Here is a 24,169-nt window from a genome sequence, read left to right as displayed (position 1 = left end):
ACGCAATAAATGCAAAGGCAGACCTACGCTTGTGCAACCGTATCGTTCAGCATCTGTGCACATTACAGGTTAGCCGCAGCAATCAACCTGATATGCTTTGAAATGTGGTCAAAGGTAGTAGCGCGCCACAGCAAAAGTGGCGGACATTTTGAAAAATTGTGAGAGCATTTTTGTTGAAGCCTAAGCGGGACGCTCCATTGAAGTAAGCAAGCACTGCATACAATAGTCGTGCTCTGCATGTGGGTGAATCGCTGCTCTTTGTGCATGCAGCTGTTTTTTACTCTAAGCGTGTTTTGAGCGCAATTCTTGCTCCGCCTAAGAGTCTATGGTATCATGCAATCTGAGGTAATTGAGTTCGCCAAACTCACTTGCAAACAGCAAGCTTGACACACGCTGGCGCACATCGGCTTTGAGGGCTTTAGCATCGAGGTGTGCTGGAAGCCAAATAAACATGAGTTCCACTTTCGTTTTACCGACTTGATTGAGCATCTTGACATAAATTTCCAGCGCGTTCATCATCGCCTTCAGCGAAGGTGATTTTTCAAATGCGGCGATGAAAACAATGAAGCGCACGGCGGCATGCTCTCCGCTGGTTTCGCTATAAAATGCTGCCGCATCCAGCAGGCAACGCAGGTAGAACAAATCCACTTCGGTTGCACGGTTACCAAATACCGCCATTACCACATCGGTCTTGACAAGGTAACTGCGGTCGTAGCGCTCAAGCGGCACAATAGACACATCAATATCTGGCTTCAACGGCGCAACCAGTTCCAATGCTAACGGCTCATCAGAGAGCATAATTGCCCTGAGACGCGTGTCTGTACGAGGCATCCTATCACCAGCAACGCCAATTGTTGGTCGTGGCAGAGCCTCAAGCTTGTTTGCTGTGATTCCTTTTTCCACTTCGGCAGAGCCACTCTGAACACGGCGCTGCTCGGTCAGAACAGGCGGAGGCAGCCATTTTTCGCGCGGACGTGCTTCGTAGTAGCGCTGCATGTTTTGCTGTGGTAAAATCCGCTCAATCTCTTCGGGGTAGAAGTGCACAGCTTGCATGGGGTCTTTAAAGCCAATTTGATGCCATGCTTCGTTCACCATCACCACTGTTTTGCCAAAAAAGTGAAATCGTGCCCAGCCTTTGAATAAGAAAGCCTCACCTGTCTCAGGATTTGGTGCAAAGACCGTGATGGGGCTTGGGCGAGAAAAATTGAAGAAAGTTTTGTTCTTGAATCGATCACCCCAGAGCAGAAAGTTTTCTTGTGCTGCGATAATGAAACGCGGGCTGATGTTTGGTGCGCCTCTCAGTTCGACTGTGCCAACATAGCCTGGATATCGCTGCGCAAAGAGGGTGGTAAAGAACGGCGCAAATTGTCGCTGAAATTGTGGATAGCTTTGTGGCTCTAAGGCAGTAGGAGAAAAGAGCGGATACTCTATGCGCAGATGGTCATACTCCGAAAAAGCCTTACCTTTCCAATCTGGCTCGCGCAAATGCTTGTCTTTTTGAATCACATCGTAAATCTCAGCAATGCGCATCGTGGCAAAATGTCGCACGCCTTTCCGAATTGCTTCAGCGTATCGCAGCTTGCCTGCTGCCGTTATAGGCATCACGCCCTCTGACAGCGTCACTAAACCCTTTACTTGCCTGCCATTGAACGTTCTCACATTTGTGATAGATAAGCTCATCTTGGGGTTGTGGAGCGTATTCTCCAGCAGACCTGTCTGGTCAGCATCATAGAAGAGAACCTCTTGACGCTCTGGTAGGATATCCAAAATCACCACGCGCCCTAACTGCGGCACTCCCCACCCATCAACACTGGCGCCGATAGCAGTATGTCCAATTGCCTCAGAGATGAGCTGAAGATCCTCGAGCATGGCTGCAGTTGTGATTTATAATTTGCTTGTGCAAGCTCTGCTCCCTCTCTTAGAGCCTCACTTGCGGTCAAAAACTAGGCTATACACTTTCGTCTCCTGTAACCTTCATAAGGCATTCAGTAACTTCCGTTCGCAGAGAGAAATAAAAAGCGCAGCGCAAAGCAACGCGATGTTGCCTCGCTTCACCACGTTTTGTAGTGGAATAACTAGGCCAGTTTAGCTAAGCCTCGCGCCATGGTTTGCCACATTGCCACGCTGCGCCTAAACTCCAGTTGTGCCTGCTTGAGTTTCCGCTTGGCTTCCTCGAGCTGATGAGCAAACTCTTCGCCTTTCTGTGCCTTCAGGCTTTGGTAGTGCTCTCGTAGGTGCGACAGCTGTCCTGCTGCCGTATTAAGGTGTGCTTTAGCGGTCGCAATCATCTGTGTAGCCCATGAAGTTGCCGCTGGTGCGCGGCGGCTTAGTCGTTCTATGAGGTATTTCTCTTGCAGCGCCACGCGTCGCTCTAAAATCCTCTCTGGACTTACGCGACGCAGGTTCCAAGCCAGTCCAACCTGAGATAAGAGACCAATCAGCCACTTTGTTGGGTCGTAGTCAAACCAGCGCACACCGTTGCGGTAGTCGCTTGGAAAAGTGTGATGGAAGTTGTGGTATCCCTCTCCGTATGTAAAAAGCGCAGTGAACCAGTTGTCTCTTGCCGTAATGCTATCTGAGTAAGGACGCGAGCCTGCGTAGTGGCACAGTGAATTGATCAACCAAGTAAAGTGATGATTGACGACCAGACGGAATGCCCCTGCAACGAACAGGCCGCCGAATGCATCACCCCATAGTGCTCCCAATCCCATCGGCAACACAAAGCACATCAGCGTTGCAATAGGAATGTAATAATGATGCTGAAAACGCAGCAGTGGCTCTGCCCAGAGGTCTTTGACCTTGCTTTCATCAGCGTTCCATGTCTTTGTAAACAGCCAGCCTACATGAGCAAACCAAAATCCCTTCTGAATACCATAAGGGTCGCGCTCTGTATCCTCGTAGCGGTGATGAATGCGATGGTCATAGCTCCAGTCAATCACGGTGCCTTGAAACGCAGCTGCGCCGAAGAAGACAAAAAACCACTTGACGGGTGCAGCTGCTTCATAACTTCGATGTGAGAAAAGACGGTGATACCCCGCTGTAATCGCAAGTCCTGTAGCAAGAAAGTAAAATGCGGTTAGTCCAACAGTCGCCCAATTAAAGCGTCCGCTCCATAGCCAGTAGGCTGTTCCGAACAAAGCTGCAGCCGTTGTGCCAACAATGAATGTAATGTTCATCCAATTGTATTGTGGCTTTGATTGTGTGGCGTGCATAAAAGTTGAAGTTTTTTGAGATTACTGATAACAAGATAGCGCAATTTTCAGTCGTAACAAACTTTTAGTGTTTGCTGTTCTCAACTTACTTCTTATGCTATGATTTGTGAAGACGGCTGAGATAATCTTCAAAGTCAGGCACCAGTCTCTCATACGAAGACGTCATCAGCGGCGAAGCAATCAAAAAATCCGCTGTAGCGCGATTGCAAGCAATAGGAATGTTCCACACCACCGCAATTCTCAGCAGCGCTTTCACATCTGGGTCATGTGGTTGTGGCTCCAGCGGGTCCCAAAAGAAAAGCAGCATATCAATCTCATTTTCCGAAATTTTTGCCCCGATTTGCTGGTCGCCGCCCAAAGGGCCGCTTTTCAGTTTTTGCACCCTTAGACCGATGTGTGTCTCGAGCAACTGCCCTGTTGTGCCCGTTGCGAACAGAATATGCTGAGCCAATACTTCACGGTTGAAATCAGCCCAATCCAGTAGTTCCTGCTTCTTGTTATCGTGTGCTACCAGCGCAATGCGTTTCTGAAAGGGAAGCGGTATGCGCAGCACTGCCATTGTGTTATTTGGTTGCGTTAGACATAATGCGTTAGGGCCAGTCGAGCGCACAAAGTGAATTGCCTTACTTTCTTTTTCCCATCGTTTTTTGCTGATGCACCTAAGAATGTGTCGAGAGACCCGTATGACCGAATCCTCCCGTGCCTCGTGCGGTTTCAGAGAGTGCACTTACTTCCACGCAGTTTGCGCGCTCTACTTTGGCAATTACCATCTGTGCAATACGGTCGCCATGCTGCACCTGAAAGGGCACTTTGCCATGATTGATGAGAATAACTTTTACTTCGCCACGATAATCTGCATCAATTGTCGCTGGTGAGTTGGCTAGCGAGATCGCATATCGCAACGCCAATCCGCTGCGCGGACGCAACTGAGCTTCATAACCTTCTGGCAATTCAATTGCAAAACCAGTGGGGATTAGTGCAGTCGCTTGCGGCTCAACCGTGATAGACGTCTCAAGGCATGCACACACATCTAAGCCCGCTGCCTGTGCCGTTGCATAATGCGGCAAAATTGCACGCGGGTTGAGTCGAAGAAACTTGACCGTAACACTCAATTCCAGTTCGGATTGGTAATCAGTTGCGAGAGATTGAGCTGCGTGTCGTCAGAGGTTGCGGCGTAAATCACCTCACCCCATTTCCACAACACAATGTGGTGACCTTGCGGGCTGCGTACGGTGTAAAAGTTACGTCCATCAGCCGAGATGTAGTGCAAAATGTTCTCAGGCAAAGAAAGCTGCCCACGCACATCTTTTTCACTCAGAAAGTAAATCGCTACGGTAGATTTTGCACGACGAAAGAATACTTCGCAAGCATTGATGGCACCAAATGCTGTCAGGCGTGCTGATGAGAGCGAGAAACCCTTGACCACAGGAATCACGGCGTGAATTCCAGCTACCCTTGCAAAATAATTAGCAGCCACTTGCGCTTCAGTGGTGTAAATGTCTGCAAAATCTTGCTTTGGATTGAACGAGACGCTTACCATTTCACACAGGTTCGGTGCAGCGCTGGCAACTATTGCTTTGCCGCTGTCAAATAAGCCCGTCTCAGGATTTGTGCGTGCAAAGCCTGCAAAAACGAGCATCGCCAGCACACTTAACGCTAAGCCAAGTGCAAACAGTGAATTTGCTCGACGATTCACCTCAGGGTTAATAAATAGCCAGCTTGGCAGCCTTGATAGAAGCCTTTGCCATCGTGATTCAGGGAACATTGCTGAATGTTGAGAATAATCTGTGGGTGAAATGGCAGAAAACTGTGAGGCTTGACCCAGAGACAGATTGCCAATCGTCTGGCGCTTAATTGCCTCAACCAAGCTTTTTGGAGCTTTTACGCGTTTCAGACGTGCTCTCAAAAAAGCTTTTGTCGCTTTCTCTGCTTCAAACTCTGCGCGACAGGCAGGACATTCACGAATGTGCTCGTAAAACTCGGACAACTTCGGCTCAGACAGTTCGCCATCGACTACGGCGCTCATCAAGCTCAAAGCTTCTTTGCAATCCATTGATACTACTGCGGTTTGCGGTTGTAAAAAGCGCCTTGTGTCATCACACACATCAACCCACTATGCTGGAAGGTCTTGCACCCGTCAATCATCAGGCCAGTCGTCAGAGCGGTCGTCGGGGCTAACCTTGTAGCCATGTTGCCTAGCGTATTCCAATAATTTTTCTCGGAGAATCTTTCGTCCTCGATGCAGTCTTGAGCGGACTGTACCGATTGGGCAATCGACCATATTGGCAATCTCTTCGTAAGTGAAGCCCTCAATGTCGCATAGCTGCACCACTTCTTTGAAATCTTCTGGCAGGCTATCCAGAGCACGAGCCACTTCATCATCGAGCAGCTTACCAAACAGCTTCTCTTGCATATCATTTGAATCCAAAGAGCTATCTTTGACCGTGTGGTAAAACTCTTTAATCTCGTCATAATCCACCTTGTCAGGCTCTTTGGACTCTTTGCGATACTTATTGATGTAGCTGTTCTTAAGAATACGAAACAGCCATGCTTTGCAGTTCGTTCCTTTCTCAAACGAATCAAAAAAGCGATACGCTTTCATATAAGTCTCTTGCACAAGGTCATTAGCGTCTTCAGGATCGCCTGTCATTCTCAGCGCAAAGTTGTAGAGCGAGTCAATATGCACCATTGCTTCTCTCTGAAAGTCGCGCTGCTTTTCAATTTCAGCCTTTGTGAGCTTAACTGGTTCTTTCGGTGCGTCCGTGTTAGGTAGCGTTAGCTCCTCATCTGCGAAGGCTTCTATGCGCTCAAACTCTGCAAGTTCTTCTTGGGTCAGCAAAGCCGTTGCTGAAAACTGCTCTTGCCGCCCTGTTTCTTCAGCAGGCAGCGTCCCTGTTTTTTTCTCTGCCTGGGCTGTGGTCACAGACGATGCCGACTGACCTTTCGTCCGTTTTGTGGCTGTCTTGCTTTTTGATGACTTAGACTTCGGCATGTTTTTGCCGTCCGATTTGAGTGCCAGAATAAGCATATTTTGTCTTTCCTCGTTACGCCACAAGCATACTCATTGCGACAGATTTAGCTGGGGATAGAAATACTTTTTCGCAACTGTAAGCTATGAAGTTTCGAGGAGAGTTACAACCAAGCTGAAACATTTACTCTGCGTCAGCAAACTCTGCGTCAGCAAATAGGCTAAAACGCCTCACCGATGCCAAAGTTGAACTGAAAACTACCTAATTGCCACTTTTGAATTTGCCAGCGTGCAGCAGGGGGCAGTGATGGGTCATAGATGCGATATGCAAAGTCCAGTCGGAGTGGCCCAATTGGCGTGCCAAAGCGCAATCCCAGTCCTGTGTTAAGAGCTACCTGTTCGAGAAAAGTGGAGAGTGACAACGCATTTTCACCCTGACGTGCCCAGATATTGCCTGCATCGAGGAATATCACAATACCTGACGAATAGCCAAATGTTCTGAAAAGTGACCAGCGCTGCTCGAGGCTAAACTCGAGTTTGATGTCCGAGCCTAATCGAGAGACAGCGAGCGCCGAGTCTGCAGGGTTATTGCCCGGCCCGAGCAAGTTGAATCCCCAGCCACGTAGACTGTTTGGGCCGCCTGCATAAAAGCGGCGTTCAAGTGGTGTGCTAGTGCTTTTGGCATATGGAAACAGATAACCCGCAAACACCTTGAATGCCAGTTGGCTGTTGCCAGTGATAGGGATTCCAATGCTACTCAGCACGCTTATTCGCATAAACTGATTGTATCGCAAGCCCAAAATCTGGGCTTCGCCTTCACCGAATCCTGCGCCAAAGAGATACGGCAGTGCCCCTGAGATTTCAAAGGTCGTGTTGAATCTGGCATCTATGGTGCGGCGCACTTCAGGCAGGTTGGAAAAGAAAAAATCAATTCGGTTGGAGATATTTCTTGGAAAGGTGCGTGGCACCCCACGATTGAACAAGTCCTCGAGCTGCGCTTCGGTTAAATTAGGCAGTCGAATATCGACGAACTCTATTTCCAGAAAGTCTAAGGTAATTTGCTGGAAATCGTTTGGGAAAATTTGGCTGCGGAAGCGAAACAATACCGATTGCTGGCGGCGCGGTGCATCTTGCAGGTTGCTATATTGCAGCAGGGCCACTAAGCGGTTGCGTGGGCTAAAAAAATATGGCACGCTGTACTCGATGCGCGTGTCGAAGTTATAGACGATAGGGTCTAAGGCAATTTCCTCACCTGCAAAAATCTGAGTGCGCGCGCCCAAGTTTGGCTGCAAGCCTCCTGAGACCGCTAATGTGAAAGATTCAGCACCACCAAACAAATTTCGGTTCAAGTAGCTAAGCGCTGGCGAAAAGTTCGGTGCATTGTTGCGGTTATCAATGCGTAACTCGGGCTTAATCTGGTGCCGTGGCAAAAGCTGGAGATCAATGGTGGTGTAAAGCCGTCCCTCTCGCACGGAGTCATCACGAATGCTGACGCTCTCGAAGATGCCAAGCAAACCCAGCTGCCGAATGGTCTCACGCTTGGCTGAAAGACTGGATAGCTGCATCGGTCGGTATGCGACGGAGCGGCGAATTAGATACGGCTCAATGTATTGCTCGCTGTAGACATCAACTTGAATACCGTCTGACACCGTGCGCCTAAGGTCGCTGGCTGTATCGGGCTTTACAGGATTGTGCACTACTGCCGTGATTTCTCCAAAGTAGAGCCTCTCAGGCAGGCGAACGAAAAAAGTGATATCTGCATGGCGATTGCCAGATGACAGTCGCACTTCGGCGCGAATGCTGTCGGTAGAAATGAAGGCGTAGCCACGGTCTTGCAGAAATGCCACAATGCGCAACCGCTCACGCAACATATCGCGAATGTTATAGACCGCTCCCAGTTGCAGCACGGATTCCTGCTTAAGTTCTTGCTGTGTTGCGACGTCCAACTCATCCAACCCCACATACTTGAGAGATTGAATCCGCGTTGGCTCTCCTTCGGTAATCTGAAGCTCAATGCGAACAGAGGCGCCATTGTCCAGATAAGTAAGCTTGGGTTCAACCAACGCAGAGAGGTAGCCGTTTGCTGCATAGAGTTCTTTTAGGCGTGCCAAATCATCTTGAAAAACCAGTGAATCGAATTCAGCTGGCGCTTCGCCTAGCGTGAGTTGAAAAAAATTGCGCAGGCTCGAGGAATCCGGGAAAATTTTCCCGAACTGATACAGCCCTACCCAAGGGCGAAAAAAGGAGAAATAGATGGTATTCTCCCGCGTCCGCATTTCGGCAATCAATTCCTTTTCCTTCAGGGCTGTGTTGCCTGTAATAATCACGCGGTCAATGTAGGGACGCAGTGGCGGTGACGCTGCTGCTTGTGCCCAGAGCACCTGCGGACGATGCCACCACACGAACAAAAAAAGGAGCACAAGCTCCATCGCCAGTGCTCCTTTTCCACGCTTTCGTAGAAAAGCTACAAACGCCAGCAACGTTCTTAGTTATGGATTAGTAGTTGTCTGAGTCGTCATCGTTGTAGTAGAAGTCTTCATTGGTCGGGAAATCGGGCCAGATTTCCTCAATGCTTTCATAGGGTTCTTCGCCATCGAGCTCATTGAGGTTATCAATCACCTCTTGCGGAGCACCGATGCGATTAGCGTAGTCAATCAGCTCCTCTTTGGTTGCTGGCCACGGTGCATCAACTAAGTATCGTGCAAGTTCAAGATTCCAATACATAATTCACTACAAAGATTTTAAGGGTTTAGCTGAGAACTATACTTTGGGCTGAAACTCGGAGAATAAAATACAACTCAGGGCTAAATCGTTCAATGGTTTGCTGCAGCGCTCGAATCTGCAGCAGCCAGAAATTCACTCGGTGAAATCTCATCAAGCATATACGCAAGTGGATTGACTTTGACCCCGTCTTTAATGACTTCGTAGTGCAGATGTGGGCTGTCTGAAACCCCTGTGTTGCCTGAAAGCCCAATGTTCTCCCCACGTCGAACCGCTTGACCGGGCTTTACTAAGCATTTTGAAAGATGCGCATAAAGCGTCTTCAAGCCAAAACCGTGGTCAATAATAATGCAGTTGCCATAGCCATCGTTATACTGCGCACTTTCTACCACGCCATCGCCTGTGGCATAGACAGGCGTGCCAATTGGTGCATGGAAGTCTTGACCAGAATGGAACTTCATAATGCGGTAAATGGGGTGAAAACGCATCCCAAAAGGACTAGTGCGGGTGCCATCAATTGGCTTGATGGCAGGTAAGCAGGCAAAGAATCGCTTGTTTTCCTCATACTTCTGCAAAATTTCTGCATAGCTTTCACTTTGCAACTCCACTTGGCGCGCCAAACGGTCAATCATCTGACTTGACACAGCAATCAAGGTTGCCGCTGTGTTATTCTCATCAATTTTAGCACGCGTGCCTCCCACGCCCAGCGCCTTTTCTTCTACGCTGATGAGCGGTAGGTTTACTACTCGGCGCAGAGAGTTGTCGCTTTCTGCCAGTTTTTCAAGCGTTGCCATTGCACGATTCAGTTTTGCCGTGAGCTGCACCACTTCTGCTTCCAACTGCCGATACTGCGTGTCTCGCACAATTTGATGCCCGTAAAAGTGCATAAAACCGACGGTCAGCAACACGGCAAGGCTCAGCACCACCAGCGCCTGCCCTAGCAGCGCCGCATAACTTCGTTTGACCTCTACAAAGCGGCACTCTTCTTCCGAGTAGTAGAAGTACTTGTTCTTTGGCATCGCTTCTCTGCAGGTTGGTTTTTTAGACAAGCGCGAAAATGTTATGATTGTGTCATCGCAACGCGTGCACCCGATGTGTCAACTGTCTTTCGCAGCACGAAGTAGAAAGTAGCCCCCAACCGATTTTCAAAAAACTGTGCGAATATAGCAAACGGTTTTTACTTTCAAAAGGTCAGTTAATGAGCACTCCAAGTCAGCTGGCACAGCAGCCTACGGCAAAGAACTCTACGGCAGCAATGCTTAGCCGCTTGTCAGAGTCTCTGCGGCGGCTGGAGCAGCACATTCATCAGGCAGCGTATCGTGGCTACGACCCCTACGATGCCTTGACCTCCCCCTTTTTCAAGCTGCCTTTCCTAAGGCGACAAAAATGGATTCGCTGGGCTGCTCAGCAAACCTTGAAGCGTTTGCCCATCAATCTGCGCCCGCTTCTTTTCATTCCGAAGGGTTATAATCCTGTTACGCTGGGTCTTTGCTTGCAAGCCTATACCACCTTGCTTACCGCACTCCCTGAGCAACGGGGATTTTATGCATCTCGAGCTGAATTTTGCCTCCAAGAGTTGGTGCGTCTGCAGTCAAAAGGCTACAGCGGCGCCTGCTGGGGTTACGACTTTGACTGGGAAGCACGTTACGGTCGCATTCCTGCCTATACGCCGACTGTTGTAGCCACAGGCTTCATTACTAATGCACTCTTTGAATACTACCAAGCCACGGGCAACCGAGCTGCATTTGAGCTTTGCCGCAGTGCCACCTTGTTTGTGCTAAACGACCTGCAGCGTACGGAGTTCGGCGATACCTTTTGCTTTTCATACTCGCCCTTTGACCGACAAGTTGTTCTAAACGCTACGATGAAAGGGGCGCGCCTGCTGGCGCAAGTCTATTCTGTTACCAAAGAGCTTACCCTTCTTCAAGCTGCAAAGAAAACCACTGCATTTGTGCTCTTATGCCAAGCTCCCAGCGGTCGCTGGGCTTATTCGCAAGGTGATGCGCGCATCTGGGCAGATAACTTTCACACAGGCTACGTGCTCGACTGCCTCGATGAGGTGATTCGCCACACAGGTGAGCAAGCTTTCTTGCCTGCTTTGCAAAAAGGGCTCCAGTTCTACGAGTCACATTTTTTTGTAGAAGCACCTGATGGCATCATACCAAAGTATTACGACCAGCAGCTCTACCCGATTGATGCAACTGCCGCTGCACAGTCTATTTTGACGCTTATCCGCTTCGGCAAGTGGGAAAAAGCACTTGGCGTCGCCAACTGGACTTGCAGGCACTTGCAGCGCTCCGATGGCACATTTGCCTATCAAAAACACCGATACTTCACCAACCGTATCCCTTATATGCGCTGGTCAAATGCGTGGATGTATCTTGGACTGGCAAAATTGCTCGCAGCAAAGGAATCCAGTGAGCTGCGCGCCTGACCTTATGCCTTGACCTCCTTGACAACACCTTTGGCGATTTTCTCCATCGCATCAGCAAACCGCTCTATCTCCGATGGGCGTGTATAGACATTTGGCGTGATGCGAATGCCTGTAAAGTCGTCGGAGAAAGGTGTTTTAATCGGCGGGCTATCGGGCAGAGGCAAAATCGCAACAGTGTAGATGCGATGCTTTTCAAAAAGATAGCTTTGCACCTTGCTCGGGTCTGTGCCTTCAATGTGGACATTAACCAGACCGCACCACTGACTTTCGTCATCGATATTGATACGAAACCTAACATTCTCAAATTTTCGCAAGCGTTCAATCCAAAGTCGCTGCAAGTATCTCAGACGCGCTGCCTTGCGGGCAATCCCCAAGTTTTCGTTGAAGCCAAGTGCTTCCGCAATCGCATTGTGATTGGCTGCTGGGTGAGTGCCAATTTCTTCGAATTTGCGAATATCGTTTTGCATGGATTCTGGTGCTGCAAACAGCGACCAGACATTCTTGATTTTTTCCTTGCGCACGTAGAGCAATCCTGTGCCAATCGGCGCATATAGCCACTTATGCAGGCTTGCACCGAAATAGTCACACCCTAAATCTGCGTGCTTGAAGGGCAAGTGCGCAAAGGAATGTGCTCCGTCGACGATGACTTCAATGCCACGTGCTTTGCCAATTTGACAGATTTCCGCCACTGGTAAAATCTGCCCTGTATAGACCACGATGTGCGAGACATGAATCACGCGCGTCTTGGGCGTAATCGCCTCCTCAATCGCTCGCACAAAATCCTTTGGATTTATTAGTGGCACAGGGTAGCGCACTTTCTTTAATACAATGCCATCGCGGCGCACACGCTGCTGCCATGTAGTAATCATTCGTGGGTAGTCTTGCACAGTCGTAATCACCTCATCGCCGCGGCGAAGCTCCAACCCGAATTGCAAGGTCTGCAGCGATTCACTGGCGTTACGCGTAATTGCAACCTCTTCGGGTGAGCAGCCAAACATTTCCGCTAAACCCTCACGCACAGTCTCAATGCGAGGCTCTAAGTGTCGCCACATTGTGTAGGCTGGCGCCAGATTTGAGTAATCCAAATACTGTTTGAGTGCGTCCATTACAACTCGTGGTGCTGGCGAGACTCCCCCATTGTTCAGGTTAATCAGGCTTCTATCCACCGCAAAGGCTTGCTGAACGGTCGTCCAAAAATCTTCATCGGTGGCGACTTGCTCTGGTGAGCGGTTCGTAGGAAGTGCTGCAACTGCTTTGGCAAGTTTTGCAAGCGCCTCCTGCTGAAGCAGTGCCAGTCCTGTGCCAGCTAACAAGGTATCGTGAAGAAACTTTCGGCGTGAAGGCATAACTTTGTTCGGCGTCAGTTGAAAACCAGATTTTCTACCTGTGCAGCATTGAAACCATGCTGCCTTAAACTTCGTCAAGATGTTAGCCTTTGTTTAACACATTTCAAAGTCGGCACATGAGCACTTTTTATCGGTGTATTGTATCTCTGTGCGTCGCTGTTGCACTGGCTTCATCAGCGTGGGCACAGTCCGACCTTGATGCAGCTCGCAAAGCTGTTCGCAAAAACCCAAAGAACCCTATTGCTCATTACAACTTGGGCGTAGCCTTAGCCAATGCTGAAGCGTATGGTGAAGCGGTTGATGCCTTTCAACATGCTATTCGCCTCAATCCCAACTTTGCAGAGGCTCATTACAGCTTAGGGCTGACCTATAGCGAAATGGAAAGGTATTCGGAAGCCGTGCAAGCGCTGCGAACCGCAATGCGCCTTCAGCCTTCATTGCCGGAGCTGGGCTTCAATCTTGCAGTTTTGCTAAGCCAAACTGGTGCACATACTGAAGCAGTTGGCGTGCTGAAAGGGCTGCACCCTGTCAAAGACTCTGTCCGTTACTACCAAACACTTGGCAACATTGCGATGAAATCCGATAGCACGACTGCAGATGCTATCTTTGCGTTTGAGCGCCTTACCTTGCTGCTTCCTGAGCAGCTGGAGAATTACCAATTTCTGGGCGACGCCTATCGCAAAGCCAAGCGCTACGATGAAGCAGTGCGCACATATGAACGCATCTTGGAGAAAGACCCCAACAATGAATCGGCTATCTATGCTATTGGGGTTACATTTGTGCTATCTCGCCAGCGTGCCGCTGCATTTAAGCAGCACGAAAAACTCGAGCGCTTAAAAAGCCCTCTTGCCCAATCGCTCATTGAGTATATCTTCATTGAGATGCCCAAGCGTCAAGATAGCACCGAAAAAAAGTAACGTATTTTCAACCGCTTTGAACTTTTTGCAATTCGCATCGGTTTTCTTTGTTAGCAGTTCTGGCAGTAGTCGAAGTTCCCAGCTCACATTTTCAGAGACCGATAAACTTTTGCTCAGAACGAATGTTGAAGCGCCTGTTCATTCTTATTGCTGCGATTTTGCTAATTTTGTTATTTGCTATCCCTGCTGGCATCTTGCTGGCGCTGACGATTCCGCTTTTTCTGGTTAGCATTTTTCCACTTGTTACCGTCGGATTTTTCTATCTTAGCACGCGACTCAGTAGCTCTTCTTGCTTCGCAAGTGAGAGCAACGCAAACGCCTGCTTTGACACTTCACACGAATCTTTGAGTAACCAAATTATTTTTCAGCGCCACAATTTCGTGATTCGGCGCTATGAGCTTAACTAGCCTCTGGTGGCGTATTGCTCTCTGCTCCGAGTAGCACTTTTGCTTCAACTTCTCGCCTAAATTGCATGTTGCTCTGACTGCCTCAAGGGTGTCCGGGCAGGTCCAGTAGCTCACTTTGAAGCAACCTATCCGTTGTAAACTCTTTCGAAAGATGCCAAGTCCGTCCTTACTTATCACAAATGCAGTGATAGCTAACTGCTCTGGCTACGCTTTGCCCTACCGCGCCTTGCTTATTCGTGATGGGCTGATTGCGCAGCTATTTACTGATGGCGAGCCAAAGGTGAGAAAGGTAGAGCAGCGCCTTGATGCCAGAGGACACCTTTTGCTCCCATCGTTTTGCGATAGCCATACGCACTTTTCTGAATACGGCTTGCGACTTTTGCAGCTTGACCTCTCAGGGCTTTCGCATTCTGATGCTCTTTGCTGCATTCGCCAACACGTGGCCGAGATGCCCAAAGGCAGCTGGATTGTTGGGGGCGGTTGGACAAAACAAGCCTTCGGCACATTTCCAACTCCCAAAGAATTAGACGACATTTCTACTGAGCACTTCATTGCGCTACGCAGTGCTGACTGGCATTCGGCTTGGTGCAATACCCCTGTTCTGGCTCAACTAAATGCCACAGATTTTTCTGCTGAAGAATTGCCACGTGCAGAAGATGGCACTTTCACTAGTGTCGCTTTTGAGCGCGCTGCGAAAGCTGCAATGGCACTGGTAAAAACCTTGCCAGCCGAAAGACAAGCTGCCATCTTGCGCGCACAAGCAGCTTTTTTCAAGCTCGGCATTACAGAAACTCTTTCAATGGAAAATGCAGACGCTCTATCTGACTACCAAGCACTGGGCAGCCAGCTCAAACTGCGCGTGCGCATTGGTATTTATCTCGAGTCGCTGGATGCCGCAAAGAAATTTTACGCCACTACACCACACCATAACACGGAGCTGGAAGCCGTTAAGCTCTTCCTTGATGGCTCATTAGGCTCGGAGACTTGCTCTATGCTTGAGCCATTTGAGAACAGTCGCTCAACAGGAATGGATTTTTATGCTGATGCTGACCTTGTTGCCCTTTTCAGGCTCATTGAGCGTGAACATCTTGCTATCTCGGTGCATGCAATTGGCGACAAAGCCGTGCGCCGTGCGCTGAATGCCTTTGAGCGTTTAGCCAACTCAAGCAGTCTATCTTTCCAACTTGCACACCGAATTGAGCATGCGCAAACGGTGCATACTAGCGACCTTCCACGCTTTGCCAGATTAGGCGTTATAGCTTCAATGCAGCCAATCCACATTCGCAGCGACATTGAGCCTGCAATGCGCTTGTTAGGCGCACGTGCTGAGCGGCTCTATCGTTTTCGCTCTCTCCTTTCAGCAGGCACCACTTTGCTTTTTGGCAGCGATGCCCCTGTTGAATCGCCAAACGTGCTTGAAGGCTTGTTCTATGCTGTAGCACGGCAAGATGCCACTGGACGCACTTGGTATGCCGAAGAGCGTCTTTCGTTGCCTCAGGCTCTTGAAGCCTATACGCTCTCGTCACGTCGCATTATTGATGCTCGGCGCGGTCTCATTGAGCAAGGCTATCAAGCCGACCTTATTGTGCTTTCCGAAAACATCTTTCGCATTCCCGCTGAGCGTTTGCCCAGTGTTCAAGTCTTAGCCACCATCTTAGGCGGTGAGATTGTGCACTCAATTTTGTAACTTTTCAACTACACTTTACAAAACGCAATACGCCGTGAAAACCTACATTCGCATCGCATCAGGGCAAGGCTTCTGGGGCGACTGGCAACAAGCGCCAATTAATCAAGTCAAACTCTCCAAAGGCGACACTGCTATTGACTACCTCATGCTCGACTACCTTGCAGAGGTTACAATGAGCATTTTGCAGAAGCAGCGTCAGAAAGACCCTTCATTGGGTTATGCACGCGATTTTCCAGAAGTCTTAGCGCACATTTTGCCTGACTTGTTAGAAAAAAACATCAAGGTCATTTCCAATGCTGGCGGCGTGAATCCCTTAGCGTGCCGCGATAGAATTTTCGAAGTAGCCAAGAAATTAGGCATCAAGGGCTTGAAGGTAGGTGTGGTGGTTGGTGATGATATCTTGGAGCGACTGGATGCACTGATTGCCTCTGGCGAAGAGCTGAGAAATATGGAGACAGGTGAACCCCTTTCAGCGGTGCGAGACCGTGTGCTTAGTGCTAATGTGTATTTTGGTGCCCGCCCGATTGCTCAAGCCCTGTGCGACGGTGCGCAGATTGTCGTAACAGGTCGCTGCACGGATACAGGGCTTACGCTTGCGCCAATGATTTATGAATTTGGCTGGAAACCTGATGACTGGGATTTGCTCGCCGCAGGCACCGTTGCGGGGCATATTTTGGAATGCGGCGGACAAGCCAGCGGCGGCAATTTTTTAGGCGACTGGGAAAGCGTGCCTAACCTTGAAAACATCGGCTTCCCTATTGCCGAAATGCATGCCGATGGCACTTGCATCATTATGAAGCACGAGGGCACAGGTGGGCTTATCAATCAAGCTGTTATCAAGGAACAGCTCTGCTACGAAATTGGTAACCCTGCCGAATACATCACCCCTGACTGCATTGCCGACTTTACCACCATTCAGCTTGAAGATGCGGGCAAAGACCGCGTGAAAGTCTTTGGTGTTAAAGGCAAGCCTGCGACACCATTTTATAAAGTTTCGATTTCATATTCAGATGGCTGGGTTGCATTTGGCAGTCTCACTTACTCTTTCCCAGATGCGCTCAAGAAGGCTCAGCGCGCTGATGAGATTTTGCGGGCACGGCTTCGGAATTTAGGTCTTTCGTTTGATGACATTCATACGGAATTCATCGGCGCCAATGCGTGTCATCAACACTTGGAGTCGCTCGAGCACGTCAATGAAGTGCAAATGCGCATCGGCGTGCGTAGCCACGATAAAAAAGCAGTGGAGCGCTTCGGCTACGAAATTGCTCCCCTTATTCTGACTGGGCCGCCCAGCGTAACGGGCTTTGCGGGCGGTCGCCCTAAGCCATCAGAAGTTGTAGCGTATTTTCCATCTCTCATTCGCAAAGAGCAGGTCTCCCCGAAAGTGATTGTGGAGGAGCTTTAACGAAAATTTAACAGCAGTTTGTTAGCTTCGGGCCTCAGGTTTGTAGCCCAACTTAAAATCTTGATTGGCACAATGAAGCGGACTCAGCTGACTCTGTGGTCTATACTTCTTTTTGCTTCCATGTCGTTTTCGCAAAGTAAGCTTATCGGCCGCGTAACCACTGAAGATGGTACACCCTTACCAGCCGTGCTGGTTGCTGTCTCAGGTGCTGCTGCCACAGAAGCTGCATTCTCAAATGCGCAGGGCTACTATGTTTTTCTTAACATTCCACCTGGCGAATACAGCGTTAAGACCAGTAAAAAAGGCTTACCGAATTGGAAGGGGCAAGTTAGCATTGTCGCCGGCACGACCAATCGCTTAGACATTCGCATCGGTGCTGACGAAAAAGCCGTTGCTGCCGCCGTTCCGAAGAAAGAAACCACTAAGCCAGCTGAAAGCAGAGTTGCAGAAGCTAAGCCAGTTGAACCAAAGTTTGCTGAAGCTCGAGCCAGCGAGCCGAAGCGTGCTGAGCTAAAGCCAATAGCAAAGCCTGAGGCAGCCAAACCCGCTGAACCTGCTGCTAAGTCGGAAGATGAAAAAGCTATCGAGCAAGCAGTTGCTTCTGCTTCACAGTTGCTCTCTGATGCAGACATCGCTGCACTGGAGGCTTCTATGTCGCCTGCAGAAGTGGTTGGCGGCATTGCCGCAGTCTACAAAAACTTGAAATACCCTGAAATTGCGCGTCGCCAGCGCATTCAGGGACAAGTCGTCGCAAAGGTTTACCTTGACAAAGAAGGAAATGTTGTCAAGATTCAGTTACTCAAAACGGCATTTGAAGCCTTCAATGAAGAGGTTTTTCGCACACTCACAGAGGAGGTCTCCTACAAGCCCGCAATGATGCATGGCAAACCTGTGCCCAGCGCGCTGGTCATTCCCGTTAAGTTTGAGCTGAAATAGACCAAACCTACTCTAGCCCAATCTGGCTTTTTTCTTTTACCTTACCGTTTTCGAAGGTCACGGTTGCAAACCGAAAACCATCAAGTTTCCACGTCAAGATCACCGGTATTTTGTCTTGAGCGCCAGATTTAGCCAAATCTTCGGAGAGGGTGGTTTTGCCCAGAATTGTCTCTACTTCGGACACAGTCATACCTGGCTGAATACGGTCGTAGTTCGCCTTCGTTACTTTTTCAGGCTCGAGGGCTGTCCGAACTGTGTCAATACCTTTTTTGATTTCTTCGAACATTTCCTTTGCTCCGCTATATCCTGCTTCTTTTGCAGCCTGCTCTAAGCCTCTACCTAAGAGCACCGTGATGACAATGATGAGTATAATAGACACTGCATTAAGACCTGTGCCGATATAGCCTAATGTTGGTGAGGCATTTGCGTCGCCTTTTGCTTTCGCATTATTTTGCTGCACCGCTTCCACAATGCCCAAGATGAGACCTACCGCAGCAGGGAGAAGCGCAAACCAATTGACGCACGGTATCCAAGAGATGAGAAACGCAATGATGCCAAGTACTAGTGAGGCAATGCCCATAAGCACCTCCTTTGTTTGCAGCGAAAATAAGAAACTTGTTTGAACTAAATGTTAATTGCTTCGCCCTCTGCATCTGCTGCTGCTTCTTTAATCGCTTCCGAGAAAGTCGGGTGTGCATGAACTGTATGATGAATCCAGTCTGCTGTAGCTTCCAGCTTGCGCGCTATGCCCAGCGTTGCAATCATTTCTGTTGCTTCGTAGCCAATGATATGTGCTCCCAGTAGGTCGCCATACTTGGCGTCGAAGATGAGCTTGACCATTCCTTCAGTGTGTCCTGCTGCGGTGGCTTTGCCAGAGGCCTTGAATGGAAAGCGCCCGATTTTGACCTCGTAGCCTTTTTCTTTGGCCTGCTTTTCGGTTAAGCCGATGTGCGCAACGGACGGCTGGCAGTATGTGCAAGCTGGGATTTCCATTGGGTCAAGTGGTTGGACATCCAGTCCTGCAATTTTCTCAATGCAGCGAATCCCTTCAGCGGAGGCTTTGTGTGCCAGCAGCATACCGCCTGCTACGTCACCGATTGCATAGATGCTTTCAACGTTAGTGCGCCCAAACTCATCGACCTTGATAAAGCCGCGCTCGGTCTGCACGCCCACTGTCTCCAGACCAATATTCTCAATGTTGCCAGTCAGTCCAATTGCCACGAGGCAGTAATCTGAGATGAGTTCTTTGCGATTGCTGTTTGCGTCTACCACAATTGTCTTAACCTTATCACCTTCCACGGACGCTGATTCTACTTTCGCATTTGTCATTATCGTGATGCCTTGTTTTTTGAACTCACGTGCCAGCAGCGTTGAGATTTCTTCATCTTCGTTGGGCAGAATTTGCGGCATTGCCTCAATGAGCGTCACTTCTGTGCCAACTGCGTTATAGAAATAGGCAAATTCAACGCCAATTGCCCCTGCTCCGATGATGGTGAGCTTATTAGGGCGTTCAGGTAAGACCATTGCTTCGTAGCTGGTAATAATGCGCTGACGGTCAATAGGCACGCTGGGCAGTGAACGCGGCTTAGCTCCGGTCGCAATGATGATATACAGGGAGCTTACCTTTTCCACCGCTCCATCATCAGCCTTGATTTCAATCTCGTGTGCCGAAAGCAGCTTGCCGAAGCCCTTTTTGACCGTGATTTTATTTTTTTTCATTAGGTAATCGACACCTTTTGCCATCTGAGCCGCCACATCACGGCTGCGCTTGATGATTTGTGCAAAGTCAATCGTCATCCCCTCGAGCCGAATGCCGAAAGTGTTAGCGTGCTTCAATGTTTGAATCAGCTCCGCATTTTTTAGGAGCGACTTAGTGGGAATGCAGCCCCAATTGAGACAAACGCCCCCCAGCGTTGGCTCTTTTTCAATAATGCAAGTCTTATAGCCCAGTTGCGAGGCACGAATTGCCGTTTCATAGCCTCCTGGACCTGAGCCAATGATGGTTACATCAAAATCGTAGTTATGCGGGGGCTTGTTGATGGCTTGCTTCGACATTTTGAATCTATTAGTTTTTGTTTAAGAGAAGTTGAACAACCGTGGAGCGGAACTTATTTTGCTTCAAGTTACTTTGCGTTGATTTGTGCAAATATACGGCTTTTGAGAGAGTTCATCGGGGTAAGTAAAGGCAGGCTTCTTGCTGCGCAAAACATTCGTTTCAGATAAGCCAGCAGAGTAACTTTTCCCAAAACCAGCACTCTAAAATGCCTTCGGCGGACATGAAGAAACATTTAGCTCGTCCAGCAGTTCCAGAAATTTCCATTGAAGACTACACCTATACTCTACCCGAATCGCGCATTGCTCAGGCGCCCTTGCCAGAACGTGACCAGAGCAAGCTACTTGTTGCGCATGCCCCGACAGGACAGATTTCACATCACCATTTTTGGCAACTCCCCGAGCTTCTACCTGAGAACACTTTGCTGATTCGTAACAATTCAAAAGTGATTGCCGCACGGCTGCACCTGCAGAAACAAAGTGGCGGCAAAGTTGAGCTGCTGTGCGTAGAGCCGGTCTCACCCAGCCCTGACCTGCAGGTTGCACTGCTGGCGCGCGAAAAATCCCAGTGGAAGTGCTTGATTGATGGTCGCAATGTGCGAGTTGGCACTTCACTTAGCACAGGTACCGTGTATCACGAAAAGCCACTTTTGCTGAAAGCACTGGTGCTTGAAAAAGGCATAGAAACCATCGTTGAATTCGAGTGGCAACCTGCTGAGCTATGCTTTCTGGAAGTTCTGGAAGCCATCGGTAAATCGCCACTCCCCCCATACTTAAAGCGAGAGCCTAACGAATTGGATCGAACGCGCTATCAGACGGTCTACGCCAAGTATGAAGGCTCTGTAGCTGCGCCTACAGCTGGACTGCACTTTACGCCTGCCCTTTTCGACCGCCTTCACCAAAAGGGTATTGCTGTGCACGACGTTACACTTCATGTGGGTATCGGCACGTTCAAGCCTGTCAAAGAAAGCGATGTGCGCCAGCACGATATGCATTCTGAGCACATTAGTATCTCACGGCAAACACTTGTGGCTTTGCACGACGGTCTTCTGCAAAACAAGCGTGTTGTTGCTATTGGCACAACCTCGCTCCGCACGCTGGAATCACTTTACTGGTTTGGCTTCAGGCTACTGCAGCATGACATTCCTACGCTTTGCTCCGAATCCATATCGGTTGCGCAGTGGGAGCCATACCACCCCAGTAGTGAGCCTTTGCCAAGCTCAGCAGCCGCCCTTTCTGCTATCTTAGACTGGATGGAAAAACACAAATTAGAGGTCGCTACTGGCACCACTGAGCTGATGATTGTGCCGAGCTACTCCTACAAAATCTGTGACGGACTTATTACCAACTTCCATCAACCACGCAGCACACTTCTCTTGCTGGTTGCTGCCTTCTTAGGCGACCCTCTCTGGCGAAAAGTCTATGAGGCGGCTTTGCAAAACGGCTATCGTTTCCTAAGTTACGGCGATTCATCGCTGCTTTGGCGCATATAGAAGGTGCTCCTGAAACAGAAAGGAAGACAGTTTTGTGAGTTTTACCCAAACCCTTAAAAAAGTTACACCCATGGTTGCGTTCCTCCATCAAAGCGATTGGCAATTGGTCGAAGTTGCAAAACGTGTGCTACTGGGCGAGATGACAGGAAGTGTCTTGCACGAGCTTAATCAACCCTTAACCTCAATGAGCATTGATGCGGGCTACCTAAAGATGCTCTCCGAAAAACACGCTGAAATACCGGCTGAAATGCTCGCTCAGATTGGTGAAGATATTGAGAGCGATGTGCAGCGATTTCAGAAAATCACGGAGCACCTACGTGCTTTTGCCTACGAGCGCGAAAAGACCCTTACGGCACACTTGCAAAAGAGCTTTGTTAGCGTCTTAGGACTGATAGGCGAGCAATTGCGTGCACGCTCTATTGAGCTTATGGTCAATATCCCACCCACATTGCCTGCTGTTCCAATTGATGCCATAGAGCTTGAATACATTTTCCTGAACCTTTTGCTCAACGCCCGCAAAGCGATTGATGCGCGCCAGCGGCTCTTTCCTGATAAGCTCTTTCAGAAGCAAATTTCTATCACTGCGACTGCAGAGCCAGCGCATCTCTTGCTTACTGTAAAAGACACAGGCTACAACTTTTCTTGGACGCATCGGCAACAGGTTGGCTTCCCCTTCGCCACAGTGCAGGTTGCCACTGAGAGTATCCTGTACAGTTTCTTTTTGGTTGATAGTCTCCTCGAGAAAATTGGTGGGGAGCGACGGGTTTATCAATACCTCAATGCTGACGGTATGGGGAATGCTATAGAACTGATTTTTCCACACGTGCGTTGAGCTGTACAGCTTAAAGTATGAGATATGAGGCGAGTTGCGAAGAAGAAACCTGCACTGCGCCAAACTGCTGCACATACCACTCACGCAGAGCCGACGCAAAAGCTATCTTATGTAAAAACGGCATCTGACAAGCAGGGGGTTGTAAAGATTTTGGTAGTTGATGATGACCGCCGCATTCGCGAAAGTCTGACACGTGCTCTCACACTTGCTGGCTACACTGTTTTCACGGCAAAAGATGGCGCACAGGGCGTGCTCATCTTTGAGCAGGAAAAGCCTGATATTGTTCTTCTCGATGTGCGCCTGCCAGACATAGATGGCTTCGAGGTTTTGCGCCGCCTGCAGATGCTGGATAGCACTGCTGAGGTGCTTTTTATCACGGGGCATGGCGATATGAACCTTGTTATTGATGCCATGCGGGCGGGCGTGTCAGATTTCCTGCCGAAACCTTTGCAGGTTGAGCAGCTCCTTTCATCAATTGCGCAAGCAGAGGCACGCCGCAAAAAGAAACAGCAGTGGCCACTTGCTCAGAGCATTAAAGTAGCCAGTAGCCACAAAGCCATAGAAGTGAAAGCCTTTGGGAACTTGTGGCTACGCTTGCGCTCACAGGTGATTTTGCAGCGCGATTGGCCGTCGCACAAAGCCCGCGATGTGTTCAAGATTTTGCTTATCCATCACCGCAAGCTGGTTCGAACTGAAGAGTTCTACGAATGGCTATGGTCAGAGACGCGTCGTGAGAGCGCAGAGATTGGACTCTATACGGCTATTTCTCACATTAGAAGAATGTTCGAGCCTGAATTGACCTCAGCCAAGCAATCCCGCTTTGTGCTTTGTCATAGCGGCGGCTATGAACTTTGCTTAGGCGAGTCAGACACTGATTACGCCTACGATGTAGAACGCTTTGAGACACTTGTGGCGGAAAGCCGTCGTGCAAACTCCCTCGAGCCTCTCCGAGCTGCAGTTGAGCTTTACACCGACGACTTTCTCAAAGATGATGTGGTGCTCTCTGTTGTGCAAGATGAACGTGAGCGGTTGCATGAGATGTATCTCTCTGCACTCATCACATTAGGGCGAGATGCACTCCGTGCGCATCGCTGGGAAGAAGCATTGCACTATGGTCAGAAAATCGTGAAGGCTGATACGCTGCATGAAGCAGGTTATGAAATTCAAATTCAGGCTTATTTGAGTCAGGGCTATGCAGCGAAGGCTGCTCGACTTTTGGAAATGTGCCGAGCCACTTACTTGGAAGAGCTGGGCGTGCCAGAACCGCCACGCATTGCGCGACTTTTGCAGAATGGAGAGGCGCACAAAAAAAAATGAAGTCGCGCCCGTAAGCCGAATTCTGTTTTCCCGACAGCAGTCAGGAAGGTCGTCATTTCTCTCAGCGACTCACCCGGAAGCTCCTGCCCAGAAGGCAGATTGAGCTGGCTACCCTCTTTTCAGCCGCAGGGCTGAAAAAGCTTCCCTACATAGTCTTGCATCGGAGAGGTTTGCATAGCTTACCCCATTGCTGGAGTAACTGGTGGTCTCTTACACCACCTTTTCACCCTTACCGCAGCCAAGTGGCTGAGGCGGTATGCTTTCTGTTGCACTCTCTGTCGAGACGGGATTGCTCCCGCTCGCCCGAACTTGTGCCCTCGCAAGGAGAGCCTTGTTCGGCATCCTGCCATGTGATGTTCGGACTTTCCTCAGCACTGTGCCACTGGCACAATGCCGCGACGACCACAGCGCGACTTCGGCGCAAATATACGAACTGCTTCCC

General features: G+C 49.4%; 21 protein-coding genes and 1 other RNA gene. 9 read left to right on the top strand and 13 right to left on the bottom strand.

Annotated elements, in window-relative coordinates; genetic code table 11:
- Positions 1-315: 315 nt before the first annotated feature.
- The 9 genes from NZM05_08255 to NZM05_08215 all read right to left on the bottom strand — a co-directional run bounded on the left by NZM05_08255 (position 316) and on the right by NZM05_08215 (position 9,920).
- Positions 316-1,869, bottom strand: coding sequence for a hypothetical protein (locus NZM05_08255; protein MCS7013603.1), 1,554 nt, complete (start codon positions 1,867-1,869; stop codon positions 316-318).
- Positions 1,870-2,075: 206 nt separating this feature from the next.
- Positions 2,076-3,176: a fatty acid desaturase gene (locus NZM05_08250; GenBank protein MCS7013602.1), complete on the bottom strand. Its 1,101-nt coding sequence runs from the start codon at positions 3,174-3,176 to the stop codon at positions 2,076-2,078.
- A 133-nt stretch (positions 3,177-3,309) separates the two neighbouring features.
- Positions 3,310-3,771 (bottom strand): methylglyoxal synthase, encoded by a 462-nt coding sequence (locus NZM05_08245; protein ID MCS7013601.1) that lies wholly within the window; start codon positions 3,769-3,771, stop codon positions 3,310-3,312.
- Between the two features lie 100 nt (positions 3,772-3,871).
- Entirely contained in the window at positions 3,872-4,324 is a 453-nt protein-coding gene (dut, locus tag NZM05_08240; protein ID MCS7013600.1) for a dUTP diphosphatase, read from the bottom strand.
- Positions 4,321-5,265, bottom strand: coding sequence for an anti-sigma factor (locus NZM05_08235; protein MCS7013599.1), 945 nt, complete (start codon positions 5,263-5,265; stop codon positions 4,321-4,323). Before NZM05_08235 ends, dut begins: the two co-directional genes overlap by 4 nt.
- Before the next feature lie 84 nt (positions 5,266-5,349).
- The gene (locus NZM05_08230) at positions 5,350-5,934 is read right to left on the bottom strand and encodes a sigma-70 family RNA polymerase sigma factor (GenBank protein MCS7013598.1); all 585 of its coding nucleotides are present in this window, start codon (positions 5,932-5,934) and stop codon (positions 5,350-5,352) included.
- 467 nt (positions 5,935-6,401) lie between these two features.
- A complete protein-coding gene (locus NZM05_08225) occupies positions 6,402-8,609 on the bottom strand; it encodes a BamA/TamA family outer membrane protein (protein ID MCS7013597.1) in 2,208 nt (735 codons plus the stop codon).
- A 67-nt stretch (positions 8,610-8,676) separates the two neighbouring features.
- Complete coding sequence (locus NZM05_08220) at positions 8,677-8,904, bottom strand: DUF2795 domain-containing protein (GenBank protein MCS7013596.1); 228 nt, start codon at positions 8,902-8,904, stop codon at positions 8,677-8,679.
- An 89-nt stretch (positions 8,905-8,993) separates the two neighbouring features.
- On the bottom strand, positions 8,994-9,920 hold the full coding sequence (locus NZM05_08215) for a M23 family metallopeptidase (protein MCS7013595.1): 927 nt from the start codon (positions 9,918-9,920) through the stop codon (positions 8,994-8,996).
- Positions 9,921-10,099: 179 nt separating this feature from the next.
- Here NZM05_08215 and NZM05_08210 point away from each other — a divergent pair, with 179 nt between their 5' ends.
- The gene (locus NZM05_08210) at positions 10,100-11,335 is read left to right on the top strand and encodes a hypothetical protein (protein MCS7013594.1); all 1,236 of its coding nucleotides are present in this window, start codon (positions 10,100-10,102) and stop codon (positions 11,333-11,335) included.
- A gap of 2 nt (positions 11,336-11,337) precedes the next feature.
- On the opposite strand, the gene NZM05_08205 is transcribed toward NZM05_08210, so the two are convergent.
- The gene (locus NZM05_08205; GenBank protein ID MCS7013593.1) at positions 11,338-12,681 is read right to left on the bottom strand and encodes an aminotransferase class V-fold PLP-dependent enzyme; all 1,344 of its coding nucleotides are present in this window, start codon (positions 12,679-12,681) and stop codon (positions 11,338-11,340) included.
- Between the two features lie 116 nt (positions 12,682-12,797).
- Between NZM05_08205 and NZM05_08200 the strand changes: the two genes are divergently transcribed.
- The 5 genes from NZM05_08200 (at position 12,798) to NZM05_08180 (ending at position 18,033) form a co-directional block, all read left to right on the top strand.
- Positions 12,798-13,598 (top strand): tetratricopeptide repeat protein, encoded by an 801-nt coding sequence (locus tag NZM05_08200; protein MCS7013592.1) that lies wholly within the window; start codon positions 12,798-12,800, stop codon positions 13,596-13,598.
- Positions 13,599-13,720: 122 nt separating this feature from the next.
- Complete coding sequence (locus tag NZM05_08195) at positions 13,721-14,005, top strand: hypothetical protein (GenBank protein MCS7013591.1); 285 nt, start codon at positions 13,721-13,723, stop codon at positions 14,003-14,005.
- Between the two features lie 151 nt (positions 14,006-14,156).
- Entirely contained in the window at positions 14,157-15,692 is a 1,536-nt protein-coding gene (locus tag NZM05_08190) for an amidohydrolase (GenBank protein ID MCS7013590.1), read from the top strand.
- A gap of 34 nt (positions 15,693-15,726) precedes the next feature.
- Positions 15,727-17,097: a DUF1446 domain-containing protein gene (locus NZM05_08185; GenBank protein MCS7013589.1), complete on the top strand. Its 1,371-nt coding sequence runs from the start codon at positions 15,727-15,729 to the stop codon at positions 17,095-17,097.
- 72 nt (positions 17,098-17,169) lie between these two features.
- Positions 17,170-18,033: a TonB family protein gene (locus NZM05_08180; GenBank protein ID MCS7013588.1), complete on the top strand. Its 864-nt coding sequence runs from the start codon at positions 17,170-17,172 to the stop codon at positions 18,031-18,033.
- Positions 18,034-18,040: 7 nt separating this feature from the next.
- Here the strand turns inward: NZM05_08180 and NZM05_08175 are convergent, their stop codons facing one another.
- Positions 18,041-18,613: a hypothetical protein gene (locus tag NZM05_08175; protein MCS7013587.1), complete on the bottom strand. Its 573-nt coding sequence runs from the start codon at positions 18,611-18,613 to the stop codon at positions 18,041-18,043.
- A gap of 44 nt (positions 18,614-18,657) precedes the next feature.
- Positions 18,658-20,088, bottom strand: coding sequence for a dihydrolipoyl dehydrogenase (gene lpdA, locus NZM05_08170; GenBank protein MCS7013586.1), 1,431 nt, complete (start codon positions 20,086-20,088; stop codon positions 18,658-18,660).
- A 206-nt stretch (positions 20,089-20,294) separates the two neighbouring features.
- Here lpdA and NZM05_08165 point away from each other — a divergent pair, with 206 nt between their 5' ends.
- The 3 genes from NZM05_08165 (at position 20,295) to NZM05_08155 (ending at position 23,727) form a co-directional block, all read left to right on the top strand.
- Complete coding sequence (locus tag NZM05_08165; protein MCS7013585.1) at positions 20,295-21,578, top strand: S-adenosylmethionine:tRNA ribosyltransferase-isomerase; 1,284 nt, start codon at positions 20,295-20,297, stop codon at positions 21,576-21,578.
- Between the two features lie 103 nt (positions 21,579-21,681).
- Positions 21,682-22,410, top strand: a complete 729-nt coding sequence (locus NZM05_08160) for a hypothetical protein (protein ID MCS7013584.1) — start codon at positions 21,682-21,684, stop codon at positions 22,408-22,410.
- Positions 22,411-22,434: 24 nt separating this feature from the next.
- Positions 22,435-23,727, top strand: a complete 1,293-nt coding sequence (locus NZM05_08155; protein MCS7013583.1) for a response regulator — start codon at positions 22,435-22,437, stop codon at positions 23,725-23,727.
- On the opposite strand, the gene rnpB is transcribed toward NZM05_08155, so the two are convergent.
- An RNA gene (rnpB, locus tag NZM05_08150) (RNase P RNA component class A) lies at positions 23,723-24,143 on the bottom strand. The two genes, NZM05_08155 and rnpB, sit on opposite strands and share 5 nt — an antisense overlap.
- Between the last annotated feature and the right edge of the window lie 26 nt (positions 24,144-24,169).

It is taken from the genome of Chloroherpetonaceae bacterium (assembly GCA_025056565.1).
Taxonomy (GTDB): domain Bacteria; phylum Bacteroidota; class Chlorobiia; order Chlorobiales; family Thermochlorobacteraceae; genus Thermochlorobacter.
The sequence above is the reverse complement of the archived record's forward strand: the minus strand, read 5'-3'. Positions and strand labels throughout refer to the sequence as shown.

Bases quoted from the DNA above. Each gene is read 5' to 3' on its own strand.
- NZM05_08245 (MCS7013601.1), bottom strand. From the start codon at position 3,771: ATGGCAGTGCTGCGCATACCGCTTCCCTTTCAGAAACGCATTGCGCTG.
- NZM05_08180 (MCS7013588.1), top strand. From the start codon at position 17,170: ATGAAGCGGACTCAGCTGACTCTGTGGTCTATACTTCTTTTTGCTTCC.
- NZM05_08200 (MCS7013592.1), top strand. From the start codon at position 12,798: ATGAGCACTTTTTATCGGTGTATTGTATCTCTGTGCGTCGCTGTTGCA.
- NZM05_08215 (MCS7013595.1), bottom strand. From the start codon at position 9,920: ATGCCAAAGAACAAGTACTTCTACTACTCGGAAGAAGAGTGCCGCTTT.
- NZM05_08175 (MCS7013587.1), bottom strand. From the start codon at position 18,613: ATGGGCATTGCCTCACTAGTACTTGGCATCATTGCGTTTCTCATCTCT.
- NZM05_08225 (MCS7013597.1), bottom strand. From the start codon at position 8,609: ATGGAGCTTGTGCTCCTTTTTTTGTTCGTGTGGTGGCATCGTCCGCAG.
- NZM05_08205 (MCS7013593.1), bottom strand. From the start codon at position 12,681: ATGCCTTCACGCCGAAAGTTTCTTCACGATACCTTGTTAGCTGGCACA.
- NZM05_08255 (MCS7013603.1), bottom strand. From the start codon at position 1,869: ATGCTCGAGGATCTTCAGCTCATCTCTGAGGCAATTGGACATACTGCT.
- NZM05_08210 (MCS7013594.1), top strand. From the start codon at position 10,100: ATGAGCACTCCAAGTCAGCTGGCACAGCAGCCTACGGCAAAGAACTCT.
- NZM05_08190 (MCS7013590.1), top strand. From the start codon at position 14,157: ATGCCAAGTCCGTCCTTACTTATCACAAATGCAGTGATAGCTAACTGC.
- lpdA (MCS7013586.1), bottom strand. From the start codon at position 20,088: ATGTCGAAGCAAGCCATCAACAAGCCCCCGCATAACTACGATTTTGAT.
- NZM05_08165 (MCS7013585.1), top strand. From the start codon at position 20,295: ATGCCTTCGGCGGACATGAAGAAACATTTAGCTCGTCCAGCAGTTCCA.
- NZM05_08155 (MCS7013583.1), top strand. From the start codon at position 22,435: ATGAGGCGAGTTGCGAAGAAGAAACCTGCACTGCGCCAAACTGCTGCA.
- NZM05_08195 (MCS7013591.1), top strand. From the start codon at position 13,721: ATGTTGAAGCGCCTGTTCATTCTTATTGCTGCGATTTTGCTAATTTTG.
- NZM05_08250 (MCS7013602.1), bottom strand. From the start codon at position 3,176: ATGAACATTACATTCATTGTTGGCACAACGGCTGCAGCTTTGTTCGGA.
- NZM05_08220 (MCS7013596.1), bottom strand. From the start codon at position 8,904: ATGTATTGGAATCTTGAACTTGCACGATACTTAGTTGATGCACCGTGG.
- NZM05_08235 (MCS7013599.1), bottom strand. From the start codon at position 5,265: ATGGATTGCAAAGAAGCTTTGAGCTTGATGAGCGCCGTAGTCGATGGC.